17 protein-coding genes are annotated in these 18,044 nt (G+C 42.5%); 10 read left to right on the forward strand and 7 right to left on the reverse strand.

Translation table 11 applies throughout. The features are described from left to right. Positions 1 to 105 precede the first annotated feature (105 nt). From G8D99_RS00515 to G8D99_RS00545, 7 genes are all read left to right on the forward strand, one after another. Positions 106 to 822, forward strand: coding sequence for a Crp/Fnr family transcriptional regulator (locus G8D99_RS00515; protein ID WP_166321618.1), 717 nt, complete (start codon positions 106 to 108; stop codon positions 820 to 822). 111 nt (positions 823 to 933) lie between these two features. After that, entirely contained in the window at positions 934 to 1,149 is a 216-nt protein-coding gene (locus G8D99_RS00520; protein WP_153373098.1) for a TOBE domain-containing protein, read from the forward strand. A 12-nt stretch (positions 1,150 to 1,161) separates the two neighbouring features. Further along, entirely contained in the window at positions 1,162 to 2,679 is a 1,518-nt protein-coding gene (locus G8D99_RS00525) for a porin family protein (RefSeq protein ID WP_166321620.1), read from the forward strand. A gap of 29 nt (positions 2,680 to 2,708) precedes the next feature. Next, positions 2,709 to 3,776 (forward strand): ABC transporter substrate-binding protein, encoded by a 1,068-nt coding sequence (locus G8D99_RS00530; RefSeq protein WP_166321622.1) that lies wholly within the window; start codon positions 2,709 to 2,711, stop codon positions 3,774 to 3,776. A 31-nt stretch (positions 3,777 to 3,807) separates the two neighbouring features. Beyond that, positions 3,808 to 4,656: an ABC transporter permease gene (locus G8D99_RS00535; RefSeq protein ID WP_166321624.1), complete on the forward strand. Its 849-nt coding sequence runs from the start codon at positions 3,808 to 3,810 to the stop codon at positions 4,654 to 4,656. A 12-nt stretch (positions 4,657 to 4,668) separates the two neighbouring features. Then, positions 4,669 to 5,469, forward strand: a complete 801-nt coding sequence (locus tag G8D99_RS00540; protein WP_166321626.1) for an ABC transporter permease — start codon at positions 4,669 to 4,671, stop codon at positions 5,467 to 5,469. A gap of 77 nt (positions 5,470 to 5,546) precedes the next feature. Continuing rightward, the gene (locus G8D99_RS00545; RefSeq protein WP_166321628.1) at positions 5,547 to 6,362 is read left to right on the forward strand and encodes an ABC transporter ATP-binding protein; all 816 of its coding nucleotides are present in this window, start codon (positions 5,547 to 5,549) and stop codon (positions 6,360 to 6,362) included. A 92-nt stretch (positions 6,363 to 6,454) separates the two neighbouring features. Here G8D99_RS00545 and G8D99_RS00550 read toward each other — a convergent pair whose 3' ends face one another. The 6 genes from G8D99_RS00550 to G8D99_RS00575 all read right to left on the reverse strand — a co-directional run bounded on the left by G8D99_RS00550 (position 6,455) and on the right by G8D99_RS00575 (position 13,362). After that, positions 6,455 to 7,828 (reverse strand): LLM class flavin-dependent oxidoreductase, encoded by a 1,374-nt coding sequence (locus G8D99_RS00550; protein WP_166321630.1) that lies wholly within the window; start codon positions 7,826 to 7,828, stop codon positions 6,455 to 6,457. 161 nt (positions 7,829 to 7,989) lie between these two features. Then, positions 7,990 to 9,357, reverse strand: coding sequence for an MATE family efflux transporter (locus G8D99_RS00555; protein ID WP_166321632.1), 1,368 nt, complete (start codon positions 9,355 to 9,357; stop codon positions 7,990 to 7,992). Positions 9,358 to 9,472: 115 nt separating this feature from the next. Further along, positions 9,473 to 10,627, reverse strand: a complete 1,155-nt coding sequence (locus G8D99_RS00560; protein WP_166321634.1) for a methionine aminotransferase — start codon at positions 10,625 to 10,627, stop codon at positions 9,473 to 9,475. Positions 10,628 to 10,791: 164 nt separating this feature from the next. Continuing rightward, positions 10,792 to 12,099 (reverse strand): DUF445 domain-containing protein, encoded by a 1,308-nt coding sequence (locus G8D99_RS00565; protein ID WP_166321636.1) that lies wholly within the window; start codon positions 12,097 to 12,099, stop codon positions 10,792 to 10,794. 62 nt (positions 12,100 to 12,161) lie between these two features. Then, complete coding sequence (locus G8D99_RS00570) at positions 12,162 to 12,743, reverse strand: CC0125/CC1285 family lipoprotein (protein WP_166321638.1); 582 nt, start codon at positions 12,741 to 12,743, stop codon at positions 12,162 to 12,164. A 79-nt stretch (positions 12,744 to 12,822) separates the two neighbouring features. After that, on the reverse strand, positions 12,823 to 13,362 hold the full coding sequence (locus tag G8D99_RS00575) for a DUF924 family protein (protein WP_166321640.1): 540 nt from the start codon (positions 13,360 to 13,362) through the stop codon (positions 12,823 to 12,825). A gap of 209 nt (positions 13,363 to 13,571) precedes the next feature. Here G8D99_RS00575 and gshA point away from each other — a divergent pair, with 209 nt between their 5' ends. From gshA to G8D99_RS00590, 3 genes are all read left to right on the forward strand, one after another. Beyond that, positions 13,572 to 15,149 (forward strand): glutamate--cysteine ligase, encoded by a 1,578-nt coding sequence (gene gshA / locus G8D99_RS00580; RefSeq protein WP_166321642.1) that lies wholly within the window; start codon positions 13,572 to 13,574, stop codon positions 15,147 to 15,149. Positions 15,150 to 15,166: 17 nt separating this feature from the next. Beyond that, complete coding sequence (locus G8D99_RS00585; protein ID WP_166321644.1) at positions 15,167 to 15,670, forward strand: disulfide bond formation protein B; 504 nt, start codon at positions 15,167 to 15,169, stop codon at positions 15,668 to 15,670. A gap of 84 nt (positions 15,671 to 15,754) precedes the next feature. Further along, complete coding sequence (locus G8D99_RS00590; protein ID WP_166321646.1) at positions 15,755 to 16,489, forward strand: SH3 domain-containing protein; 735 nt, start codon at positions 15,755 to 15,757, stop codon at positions 16,487 to 16,489. Between the two features lie 55 nt (positions 16,490 to 16,544). Here G8D99_RS00590 and G8D99_RS00595 read toward each other — a convergent pair whose 3' ends face one another. Further along, complete coding sequence (locus G8D99_RS00595) at positions 16,545 to 17,876, reverse strand: PGAP1-like alpha/beta domain-containing protein (RefSeq protein WP_166321648.1); 1,332 nt, start codon at positions 17,874 to 17,876, stop codon at positions 16,545 to 16,547. Positions 17,877 to 18,044 lie beyond the last annotated feature (168 nt).

Below are 18,044 nucleotides of genomic sequence, written 5' to 3' on the forward strand. Positions count from 1 at the left end.
TAAACTTTGCATAAAAATGGCTATCTAATCAATAATAAATGATTCGATGTTAAAAGCTAATCCATCTAGTATGAATCAAAATAATACTGGATGGATCATTTTAATATGCAATATTATGATTTTAATGCGTCAACAAATACGCATATTATAAGGAATATATTTAAAACAATATCTCAGGATAATATTCAATATTTATTAGATCACTCGCAGATTAAAAAATATCAAAAAGGCGAGATGGTGATTCAACGTAATCATGCTCATCAATCTCAGCATGATTCACTTTATATTCTGCTCGATGGGATTATCCAAATTGGATATTTAAGCCCATCGGGTCGTTTTCATGCCTTTAATTATTATTCGGAAAAAAACTTTATTAACTTGTTTTGCTGCCTACAAAATCATGCCCCTGAATATGACTATTATGCCTTTAATCAATTGCAAGTTTTGGTGATTCCCAAATCCATCTTCTTGGGATTGATCGAGCAAAATCAAGCTCTTTCGCAAGAGGTGATGCAACTACTTGCTTTGCGTATGCATTACCTGATGGCAGAATTGAAGTTCTTGCACATTGCCAATTTATCGCAAAAAGTGGCGAAAACCTTACTCAATTTGACCCATCAATATGGGGTTCGACAGGCATTGGGCTGGGAAATTAAATTGAAAATTTCACAGCATGATTTGGCTGATTTACTTTCAGCATCACGCCAAACAGTCAATAAAGAAATTAAAAAGTTGGTCGGTTTAGATATTTTAAATTGGCAATATGAAAATATTGTTATTAAAGATGTTGATTATTTAAAACGACAGATCGAGTTACTTTAATTGTAGGGTCATATTATGAATAAAATAAGATATAAAAATCTATTTTAATTATTTTTGATTATGAAATAAATTGTGCAGTATTAATTCCAACAAAAATAGGAGGAATTAATAATGACAATTCAATCAATCAACGTTCGAAATCAAATTAAAGGCACCATTCAAGAAATCGTCAAAGGCGATGTGGTCTCTGAAGTCGATGTGGTGACTGCTTCGGGTATTTTTACCTCAGTCATTACCACACGTTCAGTCAATGACTTGAACCTACAAGTGGGGAGCCAAGTTTTAGTCCTGATCAAATCGACAGACGTGTCGCTTGCCAAGCTGTAGGTGTCACGATTCATGAATCAACCACTTAAAATCGGCATTGCAACACTCACGTTACTCAGTGCCAGCATCAGTTTGACCCATGCGGACACTGAAGTCAGCCAGCTCAAACAGCAAGTGAGTCAACTCGAAAAATCATTAAACCTGTTGAAAGGTGAAATCAGTCGTTTGCAAGCCAAAGAAGCCAATGCAACAACAACCACAGCAACAGCACCTCAAGTAAGCAATGAGACTGAGCCGACCGATGAGTTGGCAAGTGATCACTCAGCTGAAGAGCTAGATGATGGCGAACGCTATGTCACTCAGGCTGAATTCCAAGGCATGCAAAGTGACCTTGAAAATTATAAATATCAAGTGCAACGTGACCGTGATACCAAGACCGCATTGTCTTCACGTCAACTGTTGATCAATGGCGTGGTGCAGGCCAAAGCGTCTTATTATGATGAACCGCAAACCACTCGCCCGAATGGTAACAATACGGCAAGTGCAGTGAATCATCGCCGTTCTTCTTTCGATTTGGGCGCGGTACAAATTGGTTTTATGGGCAATCTGTTCAAAGACTATGAACAAGGACGTAACCTTGATTTCAACTTACGTTTTGGTACTTCACCGCAGTCAGGCACCAACAACAGTTATTTAAATTTACTCGATGCACAGTTGATTTATAACGTGTTACCAACCATCAGTGCCGATACCGGGCGTTTAAGTGTGACCTTAGGTCAACAGCTTTTACCCTTTGGTCAGGAAGTGCAATCGACTGAAGATTTGAAACCGACCATCAACAACGCTTTATTTAGTTTACCGGGTTATGGCTATGGTTTGGCACTGCGTGAAGTGGGTTTGATTGTACGGGGTGATGCCTTTCCAACCGTCGATTATGGTTATAACTATCGTTCACCGATGTTCAGCTATGCCTTCGGCATCGTGAATGGCAATGGTGCCAATAAGTCAGACGACAACGACGACAAGAACTTTATAGGACGCTTACGCTATACCTTGCCTGCCGAATATAACTCATGGTTACGTGAACTGAGCCTAGGTGTGTCTTGGTATCAAGGCAAAAGCAATTTATTTGAAATCAATGGCAACAACGCATCCTTTGCCGGCAAAGGTGATGTGCTACGTAAAGGCATCGATCTGTATTACAACCATCATCCTTTTGGCCTGACTTACGAGTATGTCCAGGGTGAAGATGACACTTACGTTAATGCCAATCACAGCGTCTACAACCGCAAAAGTGAATCGCATACCGGAACCTTGTTCTGGAACTTCGGGGAGCAATTCGTCAAAGGTTTCCGTAACCAAGGTCGTTATGACGACTGGTGGCCAAAGTCGTATCAAGCCTTCTACCGTTTCGACAGCATTGATCGTGACACCCATCTAAATAATCAAACCATCGACATTCATAGTCTGGGGCTAAATGCGTTCTTTGCCGAAACCACCAAGTTTCAGCTCAACGTCAATCATATTGATAACGCAATCAGCAATCAAAAATATAACGAGCTGGTCGCTCAGTTCCAATATGGCTTTTAATTTTTATCAATCTTGAGAGGATTTTCCACATGGCTTCATGGTCTAAAATTTTTGTTAGCAGCATCTTGGCGACATCGACACTTTTTCCACTGTCGCAAAGTTTTGCAGCTGAGGCAAAGCCGACAGTGATTCGATTCGCTTCACCTTTAGTGGGCACAGGCAACCGTCCCGTGGGTTATAGCAACTATTATGCAACCACACAAACCTTGGGTTTAATTGAAAAAGAATTCCAAAAAGATGGCATTAAAATTCAATGGAATAACTTTAAAGGCGCAGGACCTGCGGTCAATGAATCCTATGCCAATGGTCTGGTGGATATTACGTGGTTGGGTGACTTACCGGCATTGATTGGTAAAGCCAGCCGCCTAGATACTAAACTCATCGCTATTGGTGGAACCAAGGACAATACTTATTTGGTGGTTCCAGCAGGTTCGACAGCAAAATCTTGGGCAGATTTAAAGGGCAAGCGCATTGGCTTCTTTAAAGGGACAAGTGTGCATCTCGCGATTAACCAAATCATTAGAAAGCATGGTTTATCCGAAAAAGATTTTCGCTTTGTCAATACCGATGGTGCGGTGGGCTATTCGGCATTGGCCAGTGGTGATCTAGATGCCATATTCAGTAATCAGTCACTGTATCCGGTAATCGATCGAGGGATTGGTAAACTGATTTACAGCTCAAAACAAGAATCCACTCAACTGCAAAGTTCAGGCTATGTATTAGTGAGCTCTAAGTTTGAACAAAAATACCCTGAAACGGTACAACGGATTGTCAATGTGCTGGTTAAACAAGCGGCATGGGAAAGTGACCCTGCCCATAAAGCTGAACTGTTTAAGTTATGGTCTAAGTCAGGCTTGTCTTATAACACTTTTGTGAAAGCCAATCAGGGAATCGATTTAAAACGTCATAGTGCTCCGATTTTTGATGCTTACAACGTTGCAGTGATTAAACAGAAATTAAAAGCAGGGCAGGAGTTGAAATTAATTCGAGGCAATATCGATGTGGATCAATGGATTGAACCGAAATATGTCAACAATGCTTTAAAAACACTGAACTTGCAGAATTTCTGGACGCCATTAAATGCCAGCGGTAAATAACTGCTCGCAGGCGAAATAGGAGGAGCATGGCATGTCTCAACAGATCGCTTTAAAACCAAGCACCCATTCATCGGTGTTGATCGATGAATCACAACCGACATCTTTTTGGCAATTTTTTAAGCACAGCAGAGTCTTGTATTGGTTGGTCGGCAGTATTTTTCCGATTATCTTGCTGTGGTTATGGCATGTGTCAGTAGAAAAAAATTGGGTCAATCCTTTATTGCTGCCCGCACCCGATCTGGTGTGGACGGCACTAAAAGATTTATACAGCAGTGGTGAACTGTGGAGCAATTTAAAGGTCAGTTTATCCCGCATTGCTTATGGCTTTAGTGCTGGCATCAGCTTGGCATTGTTGCTGGGTCTGAGCATGGGCTTGTCTAAAACCGTTGAAGCCTATCTTTGGCCGATCTTTAAAGTGATCAATTTAGTCCCGGTGGTGGGTTGGATTCCGTTACTTATACTTTTGGTCGGTATTGATGAAGCCTTAAAAATTATTTTGATTGCCAAATCTGCACTGGTACCCATGACCATCAATGTGTTTAAAGGGGTGCGCAATATTCCACAGTCTTTAACCGAGGTGGCGGATGTATACCAACTCGGTACATGGTCAAAGTTTAAGAACTTAGTTTTGCCGGGTGCCTTTATCAGTTTTATCGGTGGTTTAAGACTGTCTTTGGCCAGTGCTTGGGGTGCCTTGGTGGCAGTTGAACTGTTGGCATCCAGTGAGGGCATTGGTTACCTGATGGTCTATGGTCGTCAAATTTTCCAACTGGATGTGGTACTTGCCACGGTCATTGTGATTGGTTTGGTCGGCTTCGCCTTTGATGTGGTCATTAGCTTGATTCAGAAACGTTTTAGCGCATGGAATACACAACAATAAGAGGGCAAGACCATGACAGAAAAAACCGCCGTACAGGCACAACAAAAAAAATCATTGGATTTTGATTATCGTGGCTGGGTGATTCCCCTGATTCTATTTTTGCTGTGGTACATCACAACTGACCAAAAATGGGTGGATCCCGCATTATTGCCACGTCCTCACAATGTATGGCAAGTGTTTGTAGAAAGTTGGCAGTCTAAAGAATTAATTGAAAATATTCTGTATAGCTTGGCACGCAATACCACTGGATTTATTGCAGGGGGACTCATCGGCGCTGCATTGGGACTGTTATTGGGACTGAACAGTTGGGCAGATCGTTTCTTCTCACCAACCTTAAATGCGATTAAACATGTGGCGGTGTTTGCTTGGATTCCACTCATGATCATGTGGTTTGGTAATGGGGAATTGTCCAAAGTGATCTTTATTGCATTGGTGGTGTTTTATCCGGTGTTTTTTAATACCTATGATGGGGTCAAAAACATCTCAGAAAAAACCAAAGAAGTAGCGAAAATATTCCAACTCAGTAAATTCAGCACCTTTTTTAAAGTGATTTTACCCTCAGCAGCACCGAGTATTTTTGCAGGCTTAAACATTGCCTTGGTGTTCTCTTGGGTCGCAACCATTGGTGCGGAATACTTCTTTGTGGCGGCACCGGGTGTGGTCAATCCAATCTTAGATGGACAGAGTTTATTTAAGATGGAAGTGGTGTTGTATGGCATGGCGATTATTGCTGTAGTGGGTTTGCTGTTCTCCAAATTGGCACAATTCTTTGAAGGCTATAACCTGCGTTGGCGTCAAGGTTTACACAAATAAACCCATTTAAAAATAGAAAAAATAAGGTCTGCATTCGTTCAGACCTACACCGAATATGAAAATAAATAGGCATACATATGAATCAGCAAGTCAAAGCCTTTGGGCAAGTTGAAATTAAGCAATTAGATAAATTTTTCCTGCGACAAGGCGAACCCTTACAAGTGTTGGATCAAATTAATCTCAATATTCAACCGGGTGAATTTATCAGTATTGTTGGGAATAGTGGCTGTGGTAAATCGACCTTATTGCGTCTTTTGGTGGGTTTAGATGCGGAGTTTAAAGGCTCAATTCTGATTGATGGCAAAGCCATTGAGGGTACAAGTCTAGAGCGGGGGATTGTGTTTCAAGATCACCGACTCTTTCCATGGTTAAATGTTGAACAAAACATTGCATTGGCTTTGGAAAAGAGTGCCTATAGCAAAGCTGAAAAGCAGGCGTTAATCGATTATCACCTTGAGTTGGTACAACTCAGCGCATTTAAACATTCCTATCCCTCTGAGTTGTCAGGTGGGATGAGTCAGCGCGTAGCGATTGCACGCAGCTTGGTGAATCGCCCGCAAATTTTGTTACTCGATGAGCCTTTTGGTGCACTCGATGCCTTAACCCGTGCCAACCTGCAACAAGAGTTGCAACGGATTCTAGCTTCAGAAAAAATCACCACCATTTTGGTCACGCATGATGTGGAAGAAGCGGTGTTATTAGGAGACCGTGTGGTGGTGATGCAACCCAATCCGGGTCGGATCAAACGTATAGTGGAGGTCAATTTAGAGCGTCCACGTAAACGTGAAGACTTTCGTTTGGCAGCTTTGAAAAATGATATTTTGGTGGATTTTAAAGACAAGCAGATTGAAGTCGAACCGCATGAATTGGCGCAGTATGGTTTAACTTGGTAATGCATATGCGCTGTTTCCAGCAAGAAACACACCATCAAATAAACAATAAAAATGCCCCGAAGGGCATTTTTTTATTGTGTTCTACAGCAATCTTAAGAGGCTTGAGCGGTATGACGCTTCGCCAACACATATTGGTTTTCAGGACGTTTTAGGCCTAAATTTTCACGTAAGGTGGTGCCTTCGTAAGCAGTGCGGAATAAACCTCGACGTTGCAGTTCAGGCACAATCAATTCAACGAAATCATCTAAACCAGCAGGTGTGGTCGGTGGTAACACGTTAAAGCCATCAGCCGCTTCATTTTCAAACCAGTGTTGTAAACGATCGACAATTTGTTCAGGTGTACCAATGAGCGTCCAATGCCCACGTGCAGAAGCAATATATTCATACAACTGACGAATACTAAATTGATGCTCACGGGCAATATCGATCATCATTTGCTGACGACTGGAGAAATTAATTTGACTGTCATCGAGTTCAGGGAAAGGCGCATCTAGGTCATATGGCGACAGATCAATCCCGCCGGCGAGACCCGCCAATAAACCTAAGCCCACATCGGGGTGAATTAAGCTGTTTAAATGTTCATATTTGGCTTGGGCTTCTTGTCCAGTTTTGGCCACAAACACTGAAACACCGGGCATGATTTTCACGTCATCGGCATGGCGACCATATTTGACTAAACGTCCTTTTACATCACGGTAAAAGGCTTGTGCATCTTCAAGCTTTTGTTGTGCGGTAAAAATCACTTCGGCATATTGCGCCGCCAACTCACGACCATCTTCCGACTGACCGGCTTGCACAATCACCGGATAACCTTGCGGTGGACGAGGTACATTTAACGCCCCTTGAACACTAAAGTATTTGCCTTGATGCAGCGGTTCATGGTTTTTCTCGGCATCATAAAAGTGCGCCGTTTCCTTGTTGTGTTCAAAGGCATCATCTTCCCAAGAATCCCAAAGCTTTTGCGTCACTTCAATAAACTCATGCGCACGTTCGTAACGTACTTTTGCATCAGGATGTGCGACCAAACCAAAATTTCGTGCGGTATCGGCAGACGTGGTGGTCACCACGTTCCAACCGGCACGACCTTTGGAAATATGATCTAAAGAGGCAAATTTGCGTGCCAGTAAATACGGCTCTTCATAAGTCGTGGACGCGGTCGCAATAAAACCAATATGTTGGGTCACGGCAGAAATTGCTGCAAACAAGGTCACCGGTTCAAAGCTCGCCACTTTGTCACTATACCCAATCGGTTTTTTGCCATTGGTTGAGCCATGACTCCAATTCACTGATAAACCATCGGCAAGAAAGTAAGCGTCAAATAAGCCTTTTTCAGCGATTTTTGCCAGTTCAATGGCATAGTCAATACTGAGATGATCCTGCGGACGCGAGGCTTCATGTCGCCAACCCGCTGCATGTTGTGATGTTGTTGGAATAAATGCACCGAGCTTAATTTGACGTTTTGACATTGTTATATCCTATTGATGTTCTTCAACTTGAATAGGGTTATAACAAGAATTGAAAGGGCTTAAAAATACGATTAAATTAAATCCTTATAAGTTTTATGGGATAGCTGTAACGCCATCCCATAAATAGGTTGCTGAATTTAATTTTTTAGTGAAAGGCAGGTTTAGATTAAGACCTCGACGGTTTTTTTCTTCCACACAAATTGATAGTACAGACCCTGCATCATGCACAGGCAAACAAAGGCAAGCGCATAGCCATACCAAATGCCAGCTAAGCCCCACCATGAACTGAACAGATAAGCACACGGCAATTCAATGGCAACAATCGCAATAATATTGATCACCATTGGTACTGTGACTGTACCGCTGGCACGCATAATTGAGGCAAAAATGGCACTGGCACCAAAGAAAATAATCGACCAAACCACAATAAAGAGCAGTTGCTGACCGAGTACCACCACATCTGGGTCGGTAATAAACAACGCCATTAAATATTTTGAGAACAGATACGCCAAGATTACCAAAATACCGGTAATCACGATATTCAAGCTAAGCGCGGTTTTGGTCACTTTAGACAGTGAATCGGCTTTACCTGCACCAATGGCTTGTGCTGCAAAAATTGAAGCGGCAATCCCAATCGATAGAGCAGGGAACTGAATGTAATTCAAGACCTGATTCACTGCGCCGTACGCCGCAGTCGCATTTGAGCCATACTGATTGACGAGGCTTACAATCACCAAACCTGCCACAGAAGTAGTGATCATTTGGATTCCAGTAGGAATGCCCAAGCGGAGAATGGTTTTACTCAGTTCCGCATCATATTTAATATGGCCCAGCAAAGCACGATCCGGCTTGAGGGGATGGTCTTTTTTGTTGAGATAGAAATAAAGAAACAATAAGACTGAGAAATAGCCGACCGTGGTTGCAATGGCAGGCGCAATAATCCCGAGCTTTGGAAAACCAAAATAACCGCCAATCAGTACTGGAGTAATACATAGGCCAATCACACTGGTCATGCCCAATGCAATCAAAGGCGTGACACTGTCACCGACCCCACGCAGGATGGAAGTGTAAATAATATAAATAAATAGCAGCGGACTGCCTGCCATCATCCATTGCACATAAGGCAAGGACAAATGCATCACGTCAGGATCTGTGCCTAAAGCAGTAAGTATTGAACGTGCTGCCAGTACCCCAAAGATCGCAATTAAACTTCCGCCAATAAAAGTCATAAACAGGGTTGAACCGACCACTTGACGGACTTTTTCGACATTTTGTGCCCCCCATGCTTGTCCGACCAAGACGGTAGATCCGGCTGAAAGCCCAATGACGAATGCCATTAAGCAAAATAAGATCGGGAAGAATACTGCCACCGCAGCAATGGCATCGACCCCGAGCATTTGCCCAACAAAAACGGTGTTAATGGTACCGGAGAGATTTTGCAGAATATTGGTGGCAATCAATGGCAGTAAAAACACCAAAAAAATTCTCCAGAAATTCGGCTCATCAATTGGGGTTAAATGGGGTTTCATTATTGAATATTGTCCGTAATTTAATAAGCTTTGCTATTTTTTCACAATAGCATAGCTGAATCCTGTCTAGCCTGAGCATTTGAGTAACCAAACTGCTAAAAATCAATCTGTTCGCTTAAATCACCGATAAGATCTGTGCTGCTTTTATTAAGGTCTGATCTGTTTTGGCGAAGCATAAACGTATGAGGCACAAATCTCGAGGGGGGCTCTGATAAAACACCGACACTGGAATCGCTACAATTTTGTGTTGTTCTGCCAAGTATTGGCACATCTCGACATCCTTTAACTCAGGTCGAATCTCGCTATAGTCCAAGTTTTGGAAATACGTTCCTGCCGAAGGGGTACATTTAAAACGAGATTGTTCAATGCCTGAGTTAAACAGATCACGTTTGGCTTGGTAGAAACTAGATAGATTTTCAATATGCTCAGGGTGCTCCTGCATAAAATTCGCCAATGCCCACTGAATCGGGGTGACCCCACAGAAATTGGCAAATTGATAGACCTGACGAAACACAGTCATCAACGCTGGCGCAGCGACACAGTAGCCGGTCTTCCACCCCGTGACATGAAAGGTCTTGCCAAAAGAGCCGACCACCACACTGCGTTCACGCAGTTCAGGAAAGGACAGAGCTGAATAATGATGTTGTCCATCAAAAATCAAATGTTCATAGACTTCGTCTGACAGCACCACAATATTGCGGTCTTGAATCAGTTCAATCAGATTCAGCCAATCTTGTTTTGACCAAATTGCACCTGAGGGATTGTGTGGTGTATTGACAATCACCATGCGGGTTTTGTCATTGATCGCATCTTTGACCTGATTCCAATCCACATCAAAGCTTGGATGTTGCAAAGCAATGTGAATCGGCTTGGCACCGACCAAAGTCACACTGGGTGCATAGCTGTCATAGCTTGGATCGAAAATAATGACTTCATCACCCGCCTGTACCAAAGCCTGAATCGTGGCAAAAATGCCAATGGTTGCCCCGGGGGTAATGGTGATTTCAGTGACAGGGTCAAGCTGAATCTGATCTCGCTTTAAAAATTGCGTTGCCACTTGCTCCCGAAGCGCCAACAATCCATCGCCCGGTGCATATTGGTTATGACCCGCTTGAGTCGCCTCACTTAAAGCCTTCAGGAGCTCGGGCGGGGCAGCAAAGTCAGGAAAACCTTGCGATAGATTCAGTGCATTTAAGCGTTGTGCTAAAGCCGACATGACACTAAAAATGGTCACCCCTTGGGCAGGCAGTTTGGATTGGATCTGGATCATAAGACGCAATAAAATTAATATTGTTATGGCTGACAACATAGCATGTTGTTCTTGTTTTTCTTATGCATTTTTTTCATGAGCATCAGCAAATGCTTTCAAAAGACATTCAAATCAAGCGTGCACTTTTGAAAGCAAAAACAATTGAGTCATAGACGGATCAATGCTTAAAACGCCACATCCACCAAGGCACGAATAATCCCAAGCACCAAACCAATAAAGGCACCCACGACGACGCCATTGACCCGAATCATATGCAGGTCGCCACCGACTTCATTTTCAATCTTGTCGATCATTTCCCGCGAATCCCATTCATGAATCCGCTCACTGATAAATCGAATGACTTTCTCGCTGTATTGGTCACTCAGGTTCACCGCAATACCGCTGATTTTTTCATTCATTAACTGACGAATAGCATCATTGGACATGATGTTTTCACCGACTTGTTGAATCGCAACCCGTAGGTTTTGCGCAATACCTGAATCAGGTTTGAGTAAGTCTTCTCGGATGGCATTACACAGAATGCCCACCGCGCCACTGATAAAATTCAGCACTTGCGGACTATCGAGTAATGCATCTTTGGTGTTGTTTAAACGAATGCTCGCGGTACTTTCATTGTTGGCCAACTCTTGCATTAAATGTTGCCCGATTTCCTCCACCTTTTGACGCCAAGGATGTTCAGGGTCAGCAAGCATGGATTCGACCCGACCAATCAGAGAATCAATCGTGCGTTGTTGCACATCAATCCCGATCCAACTGGCGCCCTTTGCCAGCTTCCATACCCCTAGTTCTTTAAACAGCGTGCGAGTCAGCTCCCGTGTCTGTTCGGGATGGGTCATGACCCATTCATGGGCTAAATCGAGCCCACGTTGCAACACATCCTGATGGAAGTCATTTTCCAACACCGCACGAATCATTTCACTCGCGAGATTATTAATTTTAGTATTGCGTACCCATTGCACACTATTGCTTTGAATAAAACGACCAACTTGCTCTTGACCGACAAATTCAAAGATTTTCGGTACGGTTTGCTGAATCACTTGCGTCACTTGCGCATTGTTTTGTGGTTTCGCCAACCATTTTCCGACGGCCAAACTCAAATCGGTTTGCATTAAACTTTTTTCAACAATCTGCGGCGATAGAAAGTTTTCTTGCACAAAACGACCCATGGATTCTGCAATACGGGCTTTGTTGCGGGGAATAATTTCAGTGTGATCTTTTAAAAATTTAGGAATCGGAATGCGACCAAAGGGATTGCGAAACAACACTGTAATCGCGTACCAATCGGCTAAACCCCCGACCACACCGGCTTCAGCGCCCAACATCAGAATATGAATCAGCCACACATAGTCGGGCAACAGTTTGGCACTGATCATCAGCGCGACCCATGCCAAAACCGCAATAATCAATGCTGTCATGGCATAACGGCGACTACGTTGTAAATTCGGAGATTGATATTCTTCCACTGGATTCATTCATTTTCCTAATCGGGTTTAAGCTTCAATTTAATTCATTCAGCAAAGCGATTCTGGCTCGCTTATTTTGCTTGGGTCGCAGGTGCAGGTGTCGCAGTCACAGGTTGAGGTTGTAATACCTGACCCGTTGCCGTCACGCCATATTTTTGACCTAAGGACTGTAAAATTAAGCGTGCGTCAAAAGCGTCATTCGGTGCAGATTTTTTGTCTTTAAAACACTGAATGGTATAGGACACTTGTACCGGATCGACATTGATCACTTGAGGCATGTTGTAAAAGGGATCATAGAAACCATGAAAACGTCTAAAGCCATAACCGTAACCATAGGGATACATCTGATTGGGATAAACCACCGCTTGACGAGGCGGTTGCTGGGTACGATTACTTGGGTCATCCATCACTTTAAAAAATTGGAAACCATTCAGCACCGCAGTTTGTGCAGATTTGAGTAAGGTAATTTCTTCAGCCATTCCATAGTTCATATTTGAACTGCCTTGGAAGCTGATGCGATAGGTCTGTGTATTTAACGGTGTGGTGCTGAACTGCCCCAATTGATCGAAAGTACGCGGTTGAGAGGGTGTAGTGACACAGCCAGAAAGTGCCAATACGGCCACCATCGTAAGACCCATGAGTGACTTTTTCATAATGATGTCTCCATAAAATGCTCCCAATGCGCTACAGTCGATTGAACAGCGACGAAATTGCCTAAAATTATAGCACTAACTAAAAGCTGCTATTCGGTTGCTTGAGAAACTCAATTTCTTCCGCCGTTGATTCACGCTCTAAAATGGCATTACGGTGTGGGTAGCGCCCGAAACGGTCGATAATGACTTTATGTTTCTTTTCAAATTCAAGATTGACCGGATTGCCTAAAGCTTCAAACAATTGTAGCGCTTGTTCATGAATGATCTTAGATTCACTGTGCATAAACGGCATATACAAAAATGAACGCTGTTGCGGTTTAAGTGCTAAGTCTAGTCCTAAACGAATGGCTTCTTGCGCCAAGGACAGCGCTAAGGGATCTTGAGCAAACGAGGCAGGATGGTCACGGAACAGATTTCGGGAAAACTGATCCAGCACAATAATTTCCGCCAAACGACTTTCAGCCGTTTCACGCCATGTCCACAATTCACATTGCATGGCTTGTTGTAGGGTATGTTCAAATTGAGTTTCGATTTCGAAGTCAAAATCATCGTCTTTGGCAAACCAATATTTTTGATGATTGGGGTCAAACCAAAAGTCTAATACGTTTTGATAATTCATAATATTTACAATTCATTAGCATTTATTGCTTCATAAAATCACAAATTTCAAATGTCTTAAAGGCAAACTTTGTGATAAACAATGGGCAAATAAGAAAGTTTGTTCCGTTGAAATGTCGTGTCAATCTGCATCTCGGACAAAAATTCACGTTATACTTGATATAAATCAATGATTTTATTTAAGCCGTCTTTAAGATAAGCGAGTAAGTAATGAGTCAACCCGAAGCCATCTCTCAATCGATTTTACCAAATTGGGTGGATTCAGCATTATTCAAAGGCATGTTGCGTGGTATAGAACGTGAAAGTCTACGCATGCAAAGCAATGGATTTTTATCGCAGCAGAATCATCCTGAAGCCTTAGGTTCGGCACTGACTCATCCGCATATTACGACGGATTATTCTGAAGCATTGATGGAGTTTATTACGCCACCTCAAGCCAGCATTCCAGAGGCACTGAATTATTTAAAAGATATTCATGCAGTGGCACATCGTCATTTGGAAAATGGCGAAAAATTATGGCCACTGTCGATGCCATGCATGTTAGATGAAGAAGAGGAAAATATCCGTCTGGCTGACTATGGCACATCCAATATTGGACGTTTTAAAACGCTATATCGTCATGGTTTAGGCGTGCGTTATGGTCGTCGTATGCAGACCATTTCAGGGGTACATTACAACGTCTCTTTCCCTGAAGAGTTGTTTGAAGCACTACAACAACACGAAACAGATGAACAATTAAAAGCACTGAGTCTGCAAGATTATCGTAGTCATCGTTACTTTGGTTTGATTCGGAATTTCATTCGTTTAACCCCTTTGGTGATGTTTTTACTCGGTGCAAGTCCTTCGGTCTGTCGTTGCTTTATGACCGGTCGTGATCATCATCTGTTGCCTTTGGTCGGGGGCACGCTACATCTTCCTTATGCGACCGCTTTACGCATGGGGCGCTTTGGTTATCAAAATTCGGCACAAAAAGAACTGGGCATTCACTACAACAATTTGCCGGATTATTTAGAAGGCTTACAACAAGCGGTGCATACGCCGTACAGCGCATTTACCCGTTTAGGCTTAAATGACAAAAATGGCGAACCGATTCAAATCAATGATCATGTGCTGCAAATCGAAAATGAGTACTACAGTCTCGTTCGCCCTAAACAGGTGCCTGAAGCAGGCGAAACGCCGTCACAAGCTTTGGCCAACCGTGGGGTGGCTTACGTTGAGCTGCGTGCAGTCGATGTGAATCCTTATGACCCAATTGGTGTAGATGAAGACACAGCAGGCTTTTTGGAAGTGTTGGCGCTGTATTGTTTACTCAAATACAGCCCAGAACTATTCGACAAAGAACTCGAAATCATTGAGAAAAACCAAACTGAAGTGGTCAATCGGGGTCGTGCGCCGAATGCTTCTATTATTGAAAATAAAAAATCCATTCATATTGAAAAATGGGCGGCTCAACATTTGGCTGACATGGCACCGTTGGCACAGATGTTAAATCAAAGCTATGCAACTCAGTTGTATAGTCAAGCCTTGAGTACCATGCAGTCACGGATCGATGAAGTGGACAACACTTTATCGGCGCAAGTGATTCAAGACACCTTGAGCAACAATGGCACTTGGGGCTTTGGCAGTGTCATGGCACAAAAACATGCTGAAGCTTATGAGCAGCATCAGCTTAGCCCTGAAACAAAACGCTATTTTGATGCGCTGGCAATCAGTTCATTGGAAAAACAACAGCAACTTGAGCAAGAATCAACACAGAGTTTTGATGATTATCTTGCTGCATTCAGATAAAAAAAAGAGGACATGCCATGCAGTGGAAAAGTTACCGTGCGGTGAGCGGGTTGTTGGTGATCACAAGTGTCATTGGAATGGCGTTTGCTTTATACCTTGAACATGGTCAAGGGCTAGAGCCTTGCCCGCTGTGTATTTTCCAACGTGTGGGATTAATCGGACTCGGCATTATTTCACTGATTGCTTTCTTACATAATCCCATCAGCAACGCCTTTAAACGTGGTTATGCATTTTTAGGATTATTGTCTATCTTATGGTCGGCAGGGGTGGCCACTCGTCATGTCTGGCTACAACATTTACCGCCAGATCAAGTACCGAGTTGTGGTCCCGGTTTGGACTATTGGTTGGATACCTTGCCGCTGAAATCAGTCTTTGAACAAGTGCTGAAAGGCTCAGGTGAATGTGCCAAAGTGGATTGGACGCTGTTGGGGCAATCTTTGCCTGTGTGGTCATTGGCGTTCTTTGCGGTGTTGACGCTGATTAGTCTGTGGCAATTATTGCGGAAATATCCGATTCGTTAATGACTCAAAAAAACCAGACTTTAAGTCTGGTTTCTTTTTTTGAAGAACAATAATTTAGAAGTACAACAATTTAGAAGAACATAAATGAAAAAATTAATCGCTATCGCAATGCTATCTGTAGCAACCACAAGTTCCGCCAACTATGCATTGATTCAAGATCCTGACGGTTATGTAAATGTTAGAGATCAAGCTTCGTTAAAAGCTAAAATCAGAGGGAAATTGAACAATGGTACAGTGGTTTACTGCTTAAATGACATCGAAAAGGAAACATTTTATGATGCTACTTATGCGAATTTGAAAACTGATGAAGGCTATATTCACAAGTCACGGCTGAACGTTTTTAAAGGTTTTCAGCAGTGGAAATATGAAAAAACACTCGCTCATAGTGCCATTTATGCACTTAAGCAAAATCGAATCACGATTTCTGTAAGACCTGCACAGTTCAATCATCAAGATTTCAAAATGGTCAAAACCAAAGACAATATCCCGCTATATTCGCTTTATAAAAACAAACCTTTTTTTGGCACGGATGGGGAATTGCCGAATCAGACTTCAATGTGGCAATTGTCTGAAATTAAGATTCAATGGAATGGTCATACCATTGTTATTCCGCAATCCAATTTGGAGCAATACTTTTTCCCAAACACGCCTTTAGCAAAAGGCTCTAAATATGACCATGAAATGTCAGAAATTTATAGCTTAGGGAATACACTCTATATTTTGAATGATTTGAATATTGGGGGTGCTGCACATTATCATCAAATCGTTGTGATTGAAGATGGCAAAGTCAAAGCTATCCAAGCATGGAATGCCATGTAAAAATTCTTTCTTACATGCCATATGAGTTATAAAGAAAACAGGCTGAAACCTTCACTTAGGTCTCAGCAATCCCTTCCATACTCTCAAGTTTGACCAGATATTTGCGAATCTGTTCTTCTGCCAATTCATCATGATGCGGGTAAAACCATTTCGCAATTTGTTCCGCCACACTTGAGTGATATTGAATTTCCATGTGGTTTAAACCATAGAACACCGCTTTATGCGATTCAGGTACTTTCAGTTGAAAGCGTGGATTCGGATGTTCGCCAAATGCACTTTTCACACTCACCAAATAATCACCAATCATTTTTAAGGTTCGGTTCTTTTTATTTTCAAATTCAATCGTGCCTGCCACCATAAAGGCGTTGATATGGGATGGGAGTGGGGCAGGCTTACGGTTGTCGTCCATACCACCAATACGGGCATGGTTATGTTCCCAATCATCATCACGGACACTGCCATGACGCAAATCTAGAATTCCGTCACTGCGAATATTCACAATATGCCCAGCCAGTTTCACGATGGGCAATTTGCCGACTTTCTCTTGCACGGCAAAACCAATCCGTTCAAGTACCGCACCATGATGCGGTGAACCCAGACAAACGATATTTTCTGCCATATGGAACCAGCGGTGCATATTTTGTTTACCGTAGAACAAGGCACTACGTGATACTAAGCCCCCCATACTGTGACCAATTAAATCGATACTGGTAATGCGGGGATTACGTTTCACTAAATCTTCAAGCAAATTCGACAATGAACGACCATTGGCGGAGATGCGACGTCCGGTGTTGTAATGCAAATAAAGCATGGTGTTTTGGTCACGTTGCGCCAACAGTTTTTCACCAATCCCGCCATAATTGCGATTGGTCCAATCTAAATGGTTCATACATAAACCATGACAGAAAATCACCACTCGACCAGATAAATCGCCTTGTTGCAGTGAGCCATAATGGTCATACAAGACTGTCGAGAGCGCCAGAGGATTATGGTTTTTAAGCAAATAATCTCCAATCACGCCGTTTAAGGCACTGATCAGAAAAATCATTTTTGGGGTTAAAGGTTTATCGTGTAAATTGGGAAATTGATCGATGATCTTACGTAAAGTTGGCGCAAGAAAATAATTACCGTAGTTTAATAAGGTGTTGTAGGAGAATTGATACAGTTTTTGAATATAGGAATTCTTTTGAAATTCTTTGGATTTTTTCTTACTTAAGCCAAAAATATCCAGCAAGATTTCACGTTGTAAGGACTGGATTATGTTCTTTACCACATTGCTCAAAGGCGTACTGACGAGCTGTGCTAAACCTTCCAAAACATCAGCTTGGCTGGGTGGTGAGCGATCCCATTTACAATAGGTTTCGTGGAGTGGCGTTAAACTCGGCATGCGTTATTATCCTCATCCAAATGATGCTGCCCGGAGTCTTTCTTTTAGGCATTAATCATTGTATAAAATCCTTTATATTTATCTTATGTTGTTCTTCCCGAACCATTTTTAAGATAACGCCATTACGCAACTGTTCTAATTATTTTGTCTGACAATACTTGCATAAGT

This window comes from Acinetobacter lanii (assembly GCF_011578285.1).
In the GTDB taxonomy this organism is placed as follows: Bacteria; Pseudomonadota; Gammaproteobacteria; order Pseudomonadales; family Moraxellaceae; genus Acinetobacter; species Acinetobacter lanii.